This window comes from Flavobacterium calami, assembly GCF_038290035.1.
Taxonomy (GTDB): domain Bacteria; phylum Bacteroidota; class Bacteroidia; order Flavobacteriales; family Flavobacteriaceae; genus Flavobacterium; species Flavobacterium calami.
In genome coordinates, this window is record NZ_JBBYHS010000001.1 from 200,476 (window position 1) to 213,172 (window position 12,697).

A 12,697-nucleotide genomic window follows, 5' to 3' on the forward strand; every position below is an offset into this window, starting at 1 on the left:
TATTATTCAACTGGTTTTATGACAAATCCGTAACTGTATTCATTTTGAGTCAGTAAATATTGTTCATGCGGTGGCAATCCCCAGCTGTTGTCTCCTCCCAATCCACGCTGGGTTAAGTCCACACAAACCACGACTTCATTTCTTGGTGTAATATCACTTGCGTGAATATTTTTTTTAGAAATTCCGGCGTCAAAATCGCTTGGATAATTATTCAGTGTACTGATTCCTAAAGGCTGCAGTCCTTTTATTTCCAGTCCTTTTCCACTATTGCTGGAAAGCGAAAACCAGCGAACATCTGTCTTATATCCATTTTCCTGCGGACGTGTATAAGGCACGTATTGATCCGCTACTTTACTTTTATAAATCCCTTTCAAAGCTCCTGTGTTTCTGTCAGAGTAATTTTCGAGAGGTCCTCTTCCGTAATAATCCAGATTCTCAAAATTGTTTTTTAAGACGAAAAGCATTCCAAAACGAGGCATTTCCGGTAAAGGGTTATTGCCTTTTTTAAATGAAGACTGAACTTCTAAAGCACCATCATTATTTAGCGAATATTTGATTGTATAGTCTGAAAAAACATCGTTGAGCTTTAATTTTGCAATCACATATTGCTTTCCGTTTTCCTCCACAACCTGAATATTTTCTAAAGTGGTATTTTTTCCTGCAGTTCTCCAGACATTGCATCTAATCTGCATTTTATTTCCCATATCATTATCAGTTGGGGCTCTCCAAAAATGAGGTTCCGGATATTGTTTAAAGTATTCCTCACCCTTTAAACTGTAATACGAAATCAATCCGGTCGTCTTGCTGATCTTAACCGTAACCTCTGCTGAACTCAAAACAAATTCATTTTTTTCATCCTGAATTTTTGAAGATTTTTTCGATTCTGTCTTCGCAAAATATTTATCGTTTTCGATCACAAACTGTTCTCTTGCCACTTCAAAATGCTGAGGCAGTAATTCAGAACCTGTTTTGGTGTAAGCAAAAACATTCAGTAAATATTCAACTCCTTCTTTTGCCTGTAATTTTGGCAAATCAATTTTGAATTGTTTTTTTGATTTTGGGTTCAGGGAAACATAAAGGGTACCTTCTTTAATGATTTTCCCATTTTCTAAAATTTGGTATTCAAAGTGGTATTTCTCCAAATTTGTGAACCCAAAATCATTTATGATTTCAATAACTCCGTTTTTAATATCAACAGATTTAAATAATATGTCCTGGTATACTTTTTTGACTTCAAACGCACCCGGATGCGGAGTACGATCCGGCCAAACCAATCCGTCATTACAGCCATTTTCGTCATTCGTATAATTTTGTCCCCCCATATCACCGCCATAAGCCCAATATTCGCGACCGATTTCATCTTTCATTTTAAATCCCTGATCTACCCAGTCCCAAATGAAACCGCCCTGCATATTTTTGCTTCCTCGAATGATATCCCAATATTCCTGAAAATTACCGGTGCTGTTTCCCATTGCATGAGCATACTCACACATAATATACGGGCGGGTAACTTCTTTACGTGCTGCATATTCCTTCATGTACGCAATTGTAGGATACATCGGGCAGATGATATCAGTGTTTTCATTTTCTTTTGCCTGCTCAAATTGCACCAAACGGGTGTTGTCTCTCTTTTTTATCCATTTGTAAGCATCATGAAATACAGGTCCGTTGGCACTTTCATTTCCTAAAGACCAAATAATTACTGAAGGAGCATTTTTGTCTCTTTCGACCAAATTGTAAATTCTATCCATGTGAGCGGCATGCCATTCCGGAAGATGGCCCGGATTCGTTTTCGGATTCATCCAAATAAGAGGCTGTCCCTCTACTCCCATTCCGTGGCTTTCTATATTGGCTTCATCCACCAAATACAAGCCATACTTATTACAAAGTTTAACCCATAAAATGTTATTCGGATAATGACTACAGCGCACCGAATTGATATTCAGTTGCTTCATCATTTTGATGTCCTTCATCATCGTGGCTTCATCCTGATAATGTCCTGTTACCGGATTATGTTCGTGAATATTGACACCGCGAACCATTAATCTGACACCGTTTACAAGTAATTCCCCTCCTTTTAATTCTACTTTTCTAAAACCGATTTGTGTTGAAGTTGCTTCAATTATACTGCCTTTTTCGTCTTTTAATGATAGCACGAGCGTGTATAAATTCGGCATCTCACTACTCCATAATTTTGGATTGGAAACATTTTGAGAAAAACTAACTGTTTGAGTTTTGTTTGCCTCGAAATTCACTTTTAAATCTTTAACAAAAATTGTTTTCCCTGCGGCATCAATCAGTTTCGCTGTTAATTTCTGATTGTTTACAGTAACAGAACTCATGTTTTTTAAACTGACATCAATATTTAAACTTCCGTTTTTGTAATTGGCATCTAAATCAGGTTTTGCGAAAAAATCAGCGATACGAATGTCATTGGTACTGTATAAATATACGTTTCTGTCTATACCCGAAAGCCTCCAGAAATCCTGATCTTCCAGATATGAACCATCGCTCCAGCGATATACTTCTACAGCCACATCATTTTTTCCTGGTTTCAAATATTTCGAAATATCAAATTCGGCAGGGCTTTTGGTGTCTTCTGTGTAGCCTACTTTTTCTCCGTTTACCCAAATGTACATAGCCGATGTTCCTGCTTCAAAATGAAGGTAAACATGTCTTTTTTTCCAATTTTCAGGCAAAATAAAATCTTTTTTGTACGATCCGACCGGATTATCAGAGTGATTGATAAATGGCGGATTTCTTTCAAAAGGATACGTAATATTGGTGTAAATCGGAATGCCGTAACCATGCAGTTCCCAGTTGGAGGGCACCTGAAGCTCTTTCCAGTTTAAAGTACTAAAATCTGTTTTGTAAAAATCTTTTGGCCGTTGATCGGGTGTTGGGGACCAGGAAAATTTCCATTTACCATTCAGGGAAAAATACCAGGGTGAGTTTTCATATTGATCGCTTACGGCAGATGCTTCGTCTGCATAAGGAAGAAAAGACGCTCGTGCCGGTTCTCTGTTAATCTGAAATACCTGCGGATTCTCCCAGTCATTTCTGTCTTTTTCCTGTCCTACAGCACCTGAAACAAAAATTACTAACAGACCAAATAAAAATATTTTCGTTTTGATTTTTTGCATTTATACAATTTTAAATCTTACCACAGAAAGAATTACAAATTTTAGAAATAGTACCACTTTAGAAATTCAGTTTTTCCGGCAAATATTTAGCAACTAATTCTTTATAGTATGGCAATAATGCTTTTACATCTGGTTTAACAGGCGCTTTTGTATATAAATCGTACGGATTAAATTTTCGTACCCAGTCAAACATTTCAATATCCTTCTCATTCATCAAATGTGCATAGGCATTCTCTTTATGTTGTGAATAAAATGAGTGGTAGCGAATCATATATAAAGCCGGTTCAGGTAAATAATCTTTCATGATCTGATACAGGTATTCATCATGTCCCCAGCTCATTTTTACTTTGTCCAGACCACAATTTTCAGTATAAACGCCAAATTTAGTATTGAATCTCTCATCTGTATAATCCGGATTGTCTTTGAAAAATTCAGGATACACAATTTTATCAGAATATGCACAGCCAACAGGGAAAGTATCTCCTACTACAGCCCACTGTGGTTCTCCGAACAAACATAAAATTTTTCCTAAATCATGTATAAAACCGGTAAGTACAAACCAGTCCGGATGACCATCTGCCCTAATCGCTTCTGAAGTTTGTAAAAGGTGCTGTGTCTGGTCTAAGTCAATGTCCGGGTCACTGTCGTCTACAAGTGTATTCAAAAAGTCAACTGCTTCCCAGATTGACATTTGTTTTTTATTGAACTGTAAAAATTCCTGTTCTTTACTGCATACAAAATCATACGTCTGATAGGTATGGTTTATTCTGTAAAATTCCCTAACTGTTTCTACTCTTTCTGAATCAACATAATTTCTAAATTCTTCTTTTTCTTTTACAGGTTCAGAAGGATCCGGATAACGTAGTAACAAATCATCTTCCCATTCATCTAAATTATGCAACGGATTATCTGTGTCTATATTCTTCTTCATAAGATTTTATTTTAAAAGTTATAAGACAAAAATAGGATTACATATACGGTTTAAAATGGATTAATACATCAAAAACATGGATAGAATTTAATTCTGTATGAATTTTACAGCAATAAATTGTAAAAAAAATTTTCAATACTGAAATTCCAAATTCCAATGTTTAGGAAAGTAAAAAACAAATCCCAAATCCCAAATCTGTGAGCGATTGGAATTTGGGGTTTTAAAGTATCTTCCTTTCCAATTGGAATTTTGAATTTCAATATTGTTTTTTTCTACTTGATAAGCTTCCTCGGAGGAAAACCAAAAAGAGCTTATTAAAAATGAGGTTTTATGCAATATGACTCAAAATTCAGATCCTTACCAGAATGCTGTAACCGAAAGAATAAATGGAATTTTAAAACAAGAATTTAGCATTGATAGATACAATCAAACAACACAAATAACAAACCAAATTGTCAAGGAAGCAGTCGCTTATAATGAAATCAGACCTCATTATTCAAATTACATGATCACTCCGAATCAAATGCATTCTCAAAGCAAAATTAAAATGAGAACTTATAAAACAAAAAACAGTAGCAAAAACGTTTTTGCTACTGTTTAAATATTTAATTTTATCTAATAATCTGTATCGTTTTTTTAAGACGGGACATTACATAATAATCTTAGAGACGCAAAGTAGTGTTTCTCTACCATGCGTCTCTAAGATTAAAAATGGAAAAATTTTAGTGGTTACAATTTTTAATCAAATCGTTCTTTGTATTTTTTAAATAAAGTATTCATCACTAAAAGCACTATTCCAACGCCCAATAAAACTAAAGCCCTGATCAGGAAATCTGCATTTGACAAATCGAAAAACATGAGTCGGATTACACAAACGCCCACTAAAGAAAGTGAAACGTAACGGAAATATTTTTCTTTCAGGATAATTCCCAGTACCAGTAATCCCAAAGATTCTAAAATCCAAAAGAAAGTTAAGATTCCTTTGTCGAACGAGAGATACAAAAATAATCCGATACTAAAAGTTGCCGGATAAATAATGATACTGTTTCTAAATTCGAAATCTTTGATGTACTTATAAACAATAAAAATATACAATGCCAACAGCGCAAATATGATGAGATAAACATATTCAAATTTAGATTCGTAATAAGTGAAACTAATAAAAGCTAAATGAAAATTTGCCAATAAATAATATACGATACTGATTTCTTTTTTGTTTCCTATTTTTTTATAAAAAAGACCTATGTTTATTATAGCCGTTGTCGCCCAGAATACAGGAAGCCATTTGTGTTCTAATTGTGTGAACATAATGGTAGACAGCCAAATATTTATTACAATTTGATAATCTATTTTTAGTGATTTTATAAACTCTTTTTTGTTTATCAGAAGTACTAAAACAATCAATAAGACGATGCTGAAAAGTTGTAGACTCCATGCTAACAAGTTAAAATCATTGAGTTCTCTGATACTGTAAAAAATAGAAGTTGCAATAGATAAAGCTGAAATACCTAAAACAGCTTCCGGAGCGAATTCTATCTTTCTGTATAGTATCAGACCAAAATTCAGGATTGCCAAAAGCATGAATACAGGAGCTAAATAAGCTATATCAATCTGAATAAAAAATAAAGAGATTACCCATAAGTTTTGAATGACAGGTAAAAATGTAATAAACATTTTGCCTTCTTCTTTTAGGCTTTTTATTTGCAGGTAATTGTAACCAAATGATAATAAAACAAGTATTGCCTGAGTAGTGTATAGTATGTTTTTGCTAACTGTATTGGCCTCAAAAGCGGCTAAATAAAGACTTAGTAATAAAGCGCCAATTAGAAATACAAAAGAGTAAATATTATAACGTTTAAGTCTTTCAATTTTTTGAAAAACCCAAAAAGTGAGCAATGCCAAACCTCCTAAATAAACAGGAATATAGTCCATTTGAATACAGGCAAATCCAAAAACCAAAGCGTTAAAAACAATGAATTCAGAATTTAATATACTGAAATTACCCCAGCCTGAAATAACAGCATTCGATTTGTTCTTGATCTTGTCTGCAAATAAAAAATAGATTTCAATTATAGATAGTCCAACAGCTATTAATCCAATTTCGGTATAAGTTAAAAATCGGGTATTGTAAGCAAATAAAGCACTTCCAAATATCGAAAATGCCAGACAAAAACCGTAAAGCAAGATTTGATTTTCAGTTCTAAGTGTTTTTCGTTTAAACTGAATCCATAAAAATTCGTGATTTAATAAAACAATTCCAAACCATCCAAAAATCTGTATAATAGTATAAGGTGCTAAATATTTATATAAAAGTGAAACCAATAGGCCATTTATACCAATGATTCCAATAGTTTTAACGACAGAGTCATCATTATACAATAATTTTACAAACCAGTTACTTGTTATTGCGGCAATAATTCCTAAAGAGAAAACAATATCTAAATTAGATTTTGATTCTGTGAGAACTAATATTGTTCCAGTGACAATAGTTATGATTAAAAAGATAAATCTGCCAAGATCAAAAGTGTTCGTTTTGAATCTGAATCGCAAACCACACCACAATAAAGTAATAAATAAAACAGGGTAATAAAACGAAATCTCAATTGTATGGTACCAGCTTATAAAAAATAGTATAGAAAAAAGAACAGAGAAAACACCGTTTAAGCTTAAATCTTTTTTAATGATGAAAGCATCTATTTCAAAAAACTCTTTTTTCACAGCGCAAAGAACAGGAACCAGTAACGTCATAAAAAGCATCACAATCAGAGTGGTAAAAGAATTTGTAATGTTACTTTGTTCAGATGACGGATAGATGTACATCACAAAAAAGACAAAAGCAACTAGACAGAAAATATGATTGAGTGCTAAAAATATTTTATGCAGTAAAATTTCTTTGCTTTTGTAAACTACAAACAAACAAGAGATCATTAAAAAGTACAATCCACAAGCGATAACATCAAAGCCTACTTTCCAGTCATTCAACATTATGATACTTAAGGCGAAAAGTATGAACGAAACCATTCCGTCTAAATGATATAGCCAAAAAATCTTTTTCTTTCGAGCAAAAAGAGTCGCAGAAATACAAATGATGGCTGCTGCAAATAAAACAAAAATCTTGATTTTACTTCCGGTTGAATGTAAAATTAAACCTGAAGCAAATAAAATCCAATTGGTCAAATGCGTTATAAAAGCAATTCTGTCAAAACGTGTATTTGTATAAATATTTCGGTATTGCATGTACATACAACTTACAGAAACCAGAATAATACCAATTATGGCAAAGATATTTTGAGAAGGACTTAGAGTGTTTGTTCCCTGGGTAAACCAAATGTCAAATATGATAAAGGCTGAAATAACAATCAATAAATGATATTCCCATTTTTCTTTATAGGATAAAATTATTCCGGCTGTAGCAGTTGCTGACGCTAATAAAAAAGTAATTAAAAATTTTTCCGGAATTACACATAAAATCAGGACACTCAAAATCACGTGAAGTGATAAGAAAGTCTGTTGTTTTATAATGTAACCGACATATAAATTGATTGTAATTCCAATACCGATAAGCGAATAAGCGAGAGGAATACTATGTATAAACGTGAGCGCCGGAATTTGCGAAGCACCAAAACAGCCAAACAAAAATAAACTTGCCCCTGCACTACGAAGCCAGAGCCCGGTTTTAAACCATTTTTCTTTTTTCTGCAAGAAGAAATACGAACCCGTCAAAATTCCGGCATAAAGCCAAAGAATTAAAACTCGAAGCATTGGCGAAACTTTCAGAGCTGTGTAAATGCTCAGATAACCAATTCCTAAAACCATAATGGCCGTTCCTAAAATTCCGGTCCAGTTTTCGGCAAATTGCTTTTCCAGTTTTTTTATTAGAATCGAAAATGCACTTTCTAAATAAATCTCTTCTTCTTGTTTTTGAGGCAACATTTCCAGTTGTGGCTCTGATTCATGTGTTTCATGAATTTCAATATTTTCAACCAGTTCAGGATTTTCTATTGGTAAAACACTTTCTTTTTTATCCTCATTATAAACCGTTTGTTTTTCGTAGCTCAAAGCAATTTTTTCGAGAGCTTCATCCACAGGAGTGTTTATTTCAGTCTGAACAACATCTTCAACAACATCGAGTGGTATGGGAATGACCGGAGTAACAACTTCTTGTAAGTGTTCGGGAATTATTTCTTTTTCATTCGTGTGTTTAGCAACAAATTCAGGATGTTCCAGTTGTTTTTTGATTTCAATAATTTCCTCTTTCAAGGCATTAAAATCCTTTTTATTTCTTTTATACAGAGAATCTAAATGTTCATTTTCTGTTTTTAGTTTAGAAAGATTATTAAATAAAACAACAACACATACAATTAATGCAAAAAGAATAAAATTCTCCATAGTTCAAATTTAGAATCGGCAAATGTAAGAATTATACTTTTAATTCAATTTTGAAAAACAGTTTCTTTTTCAAAAACTGGCTTTTTGCATTTAGTATAAAACACCATACAATTTAAAAGCCCTTTTTGCAGATTTTGCCTATATTTTTTACTTTTTTGATATAATAAATTGTATTCTTCTAATTGATAAGCTTGCTCGGAGGAAAACCAAACTGTTTTTTAAAACATCTGCTGAAATACAACGGATCGTTAAATCCGACCATATTGGTTACTTCAGAAACATTGTATTTTTTTGTTTTTAGAAGCTCGGCCGATTTTTTTAAACGAATGGTTCTGATGAATTCATTTGGTGCCAGATCAGTTAACTCTTTAATTTTTCTATAAAGTTTAGAAGAGCTCACACCCAGTTTATCGCATAAATATTCTGTTGACAAATCTAACTCACTGAGGTTATCATTTATTAAAGCTGTAATTTTTTCCATAAACTCTTCATCAATAGGAGAATGGGTAAGCAAACTTACTTTGCTCTCTACTTCTCCTGAAAATTTTACTTTCAGATCTAATCGGGATTTGATAACATTTTCAATAACCGATTTTAATAATGTAGGTTCAAATGGTTTTACCAGATAGCCATCGGCACCAATTTCATATCCTTTAACTTTATCCACATTTTCGCCAAGTGCCGTAAGCAGCACCACCGGAATATGGCTGATAAACTCATCGTTTTTAAGTTCTTTACAAAATTCGAGTCCGTCCATAACAGGCATCATTACGTCGGCAACACATAAAATAGGTTTAATTTGCCTGCAGATTTTAAGTCCTTCCTCACCGTTTTCTGCATCATACACTTTATAATAATCTGAAAGAAAATCAACCAGGTATTTTCTAAGTTCAGAATTGTCTTCAATAACCAGTATTTTTTGTTTCAATTCGGTACTCTGAATCGTTTTTTTAACTGATTTTTCAGGAATAAGCATGCTTAGATTGTCATTTTTCAAAGCATATTCAAACACTTCTTTGCTTTCATAGGAAACGCGGTCTATTGGAATTTCAACTCTGAATGTACTTCCTTTTCCAAGCGCACTTTCAACCGTTATCGAACCTTTGTGAATGGCTACTAATGATTTAACCAAAGACAGACCAATACCCGATCCCGTATTATGGGCTTTACTATTGGTTGCCTGATAAAATCGTTTGAAGATTTTTTCCTGGCTTTTTAGCGCAATACCGATACCGTCATCTATTACTTCAATAATTAAAATTTCATCTGTATTGTTTTTTAACCTGATAAATAAATCTACGTTTCCGTATTTGTTAGTAAACTTTAAAGCATTGGATAACAAGTTATAAAGAATTTTATCATACTTATCATTATCAATCCAGCCCTCAATAGATTCATTCTCGGTGATAAAATTCAATTTGATTTTTTTATTGAAAGCCATTTCTTTGAAAGAATCAAAAATATTTTTCGAATAGCTCAGAATATCAGTTTTTGTAACCTTAAGTTTTAATTCACCTGATTGTGCTTTTCTAAAATCAAGTACCTGATTTACCAGATTCAGCAGCCTGCTGGCATTTTGATAAATAAGATTGTACCTGCTTTTCTCATAATCTGTAGCATTACTGTTCTCATCCAGTAATTGCTTGGCAGGACCTAAAATAAGTGTCAAAGGGGTTCTCAACTCATGAGAAATATTTGTAAAAAATCGAAGCTTTTCATTATTCAGTTTAATATCGTGCTCTCTGTTCACTTTTTCAGTAAGGAGTTCCTGTTTCAGACGGATACGGTTTTTGATTTCCTTTCTTATAAAATAAAAAACAAACACCAGTGCTATAAAAAACAGCACAAAGGATAGTGGCGTTAACCAAAACGGCGGAAGTATCCTTATTTGGTAGGATACCTCTTTGCTCCAGAGGCCATCGCTGTTACATGATTTTATTCGGAATACATATTTACCGGGATAGAGATTGGTATACTGAACCGTTCTTGAGTTGCTGTTTGCTGTAATCCATTGTTTATCAAATCCTTCCAGCATATACTGAAACTTATTCAGTTTTTCATTAGCAAATGAAGGAGCTGAAAACTGGAGAGAAAAGTTTCGGTTTTTGTAATTGAGTTCTACTTTTTTTCCATAATTTAAATCCTGTGAAAGCGGAATATCCCCATTAATCTCCATTTCCGGAAAAATTTCTTCGTTCTGAATCTTGAATTCACTGATAACAGGTTCAGGAGACCATCTGTTTCTCTTCATGGTTTGCGGTGAGAATGTGATGATACCATTTTTTCCTCCAAGAAAAATAGTCGAATTATTAAAATTGAAAAAACCGCTTGAGCTAAAAACATCGAGTCTGTTACCGCTGTTTACATGGTAAATATTAATGTCTTTTAAGTCAGATTTTACCCAGGCAATACTGTTGTTGTTGATATTGAGCCATAAATTGCCGTTTACGTCAGACAGCATATCGGTAATCCATATACCTGAAATTTCCTTAAAGTTTTTTATGGTTGTAAAAGTGTTCTTTTTTGGCTCATACAGGCACAATCCAAAACGTGTTGATGCCCATATTTTCCCCTTTTTGTCAATCATAATATCACTTACGTTGTCTTCGTTTGTTGTACTATTTTCTCTTTTTGAAAGGGATTTGTAGGTTTCTATCTTACCTGAGTCGAGATTATATTTTACAACACCTGTTTCTGTAGCAAACCACACATTATTTTGGGCATCTTTTTCTATGGAGTTAATCTGAAAACCCGGCAACAATTTTCCTTTAGATGCCTGAACCTGTAGTGTTTTAGTATTAAAAACTACAGCACCTTCTCCAAACGAACCTATCATCAAAGATTCTGCTCCTATTTTATTAAAAGCGAATATAGGTGAGGTATCAAAACCCAGATTGACTTCTTTTGATGAATTCGTAGTGTAGTTATAAACCAGCATTTTACCATCCCAAAGACCGCAATAAAAAATTTTACCATCTTCAGAATAAATGTTCGATATATCTATGGATTTGTTATATAGCGGAACAAAACCTTTTGTATTTGAAATAAAAAGTCCGTTATGACTGGTAGCCACAATTACTTTTCCGTCGTAAGTTTTGGAAAAACCTCTTATACGCGGAGCCTGATTGCCTATGTAACGGGAAATATCTTTATTGAGTGTGAATTGATTTTCGTATGGATCAAACTTGTCAAGACCATCCTCTGTCCCTATCCATAAAACTCCTGCACGATCAAAATATAAAGCTGAAACCAGATTATCAACGATAGAAGTATCATCTGATAACACTGAATAATACCATTTGTAAATCCCTTTTTGAATGTCTTCCAATTGGTTGCAGACCAGTAAACCTCCTAAAGTTCCTACCCAATATTTACCATCAGGGGCTTTGGCAACTGATAAAAAATATGGACCTAAATTGCCTCTGATTTCTTTGTCTTCAATATATAAATTTACAAATTGATCGTTTTTTTTATCTAATTTATATAGACCTCTTCTTGTTCCAACAAAAATATCTGACTTGGCATCTTCATAAATAAAATTGATGTACGGATTTTTTTCGGTCGAATTAGGGACAGAGAGCGTATAATTATTCATTTTTACGATTGTTCCTTTACTGTCTAAGGTAATTTTGGCAACAGAACCTTTGTCATAACTTCCTACCCAGATATTTCCTTTTTTGTCTTCAAATATTTCTTTTACATAATCAAAACCTTTAATCGGAATCTTTTCGAATCTGTTTTCTTTCAAAAAAAACATATAAACTCCCTGATTTTTAGTGCCTACCCAAACTCTTTTGAATTTATCTACATATACCGATCTGATTTCTCCTTCGGGCAGACTGTTCGGGTCATTTTTTTTAGGTAAAAAAGTCACAAAAGCATGTGCATCCATTTTAAAGAGCGTCAGACCTTTTCTTGTTCCTATCCATAAATGGTTTGATGCTTCATCTAATTCTAATGCTGTAATGTCATCATTGTATAATTTATTATTACCCGGCGCTGAACTCATGTAGTTTTTAAACTGATAACCGTCAAAACGATTCAATCCAAAAAAAGTTCCAAACCACAGAAAGCCCTTTTTATCCTGAACGATATGCCTCACAGAGTTATGTGACAATCCGTTATTATCGTTGTAATGCGTAAATTTTATATTCTGGGATTGCGAATGATAAAAAACGAATAAGCTCAGGAATAGTATGAAAGGATTTTTTCTCATAAAATGAATTAAATGAAA

Annotated in this window: 5 protein-coding genes; 1 reads left to right on the forward strand and 4 read right to left on the reverse strand. The window is 33.3% G+C overall.

Annotated elements, in window-relative coordinates; genetic code table 11:
* Positions 1-2: 2 nt before the first annotated feature.
* The gene (gene lacZ, locus AAEO57_RS00725) at positions 3-3,143 is read right to left on the reverse strand and encodes a beta-galactosidase, LacZ type (protein ID WP_341688471.1); all 3,141 of its coding nucleotides are present in this window, start codon (positions 3,141-3,143) and stop codon (positions 3-5) included.
* Between the two features lie 58 nt (positions 3,144-3,201).
* Positions 3,202-4,074, reverse strand: coding sequence for an inositol oxygenase family protein (locus AAEO57_RS00730; RefSeq protein ID WP_341688473.1), 873 nt, complete (start codon positions 4,072-4,074; stop codon positions 3,202-3,204).
* Positions 4,075-4,411: 337 nt separating this feature from the next.
* On the opposite strand from AAEO57_RS00730, the gene AAEO57_RS00735 reads away from it, so the two are divergent.
* Entirely contained in the window at positions 4,412-4,675 is a 264-nt protein-coding gene (locus AAEO57_RS00735) for an integrase core domain-containing protein (protein WP_341688475.1), read from the forward strand.
* A gap of 137 nt (positions 4,676-4,812) precedes the next feature.
* On the opposite strand, the gene AAEO57_RS00740 is transcribed toward AAEO57_RS00735, so the two are convergent.
* Entirely contained in the window at positions 4,813-8,463 is a 3,651-nt protein-coding gene (locus tag AAEO57_RS00740; protein ID WP_341688477.1) for a hypothetical protein, read from the reverse strand.
* A gap of 178 nt (positions 8,464-8,641) precedes the next feature.
* Positions 8,642-12,679, reverse strand: coding sequence for a hybrid sensor histidine kinase/response regulator (locus tag AAEO57_RS00745; protein WP_341688479.1), 4,038 nt, complete (start codon positions 12,677-12,679; stop codon positions 8,642-8,644).
* Between the last annotated feature and the right edge of the window lie 18 nt (positions 12,680-12,697).

Coding starts and splice junctions, on each gene's coding strand:
- AAEO57_RS00730 (WP_341688473.1), bottom strand. CDS start 4,074: ATGAAGAAGAATATAGACACAGATAATCCGTTGCATAATTTAGATGAA.
- AAEO57_RS00745 (WP_341688479.1), bottom strand. CDS start 12,679: ATGAGAAAAAATCCTTTCATACTATTCCTGAGCTTATTCGTTTTTTAT.
- AAEO57_RS00740 (WP_341688477.1), bottom strand. CDS start 8,463: ATGGAGAATTTTATTCTTTTTGCATTAATTGTATGTGTTGTTGTTTTA.
- lacZ (WP_341688471.1), bottom strand. CDS start 3,143: ATGCAAAAAATCAAAACGAAAATATTTTTATTTGGTCTGTTAGTAATT.
- AAEO57_RS00735 (WP_341688475.1), top strand. CDS start 4,412: ATGACTCAAAATTCAGATCCTTACCAGAATGCTGTAACCGAAAGAATA.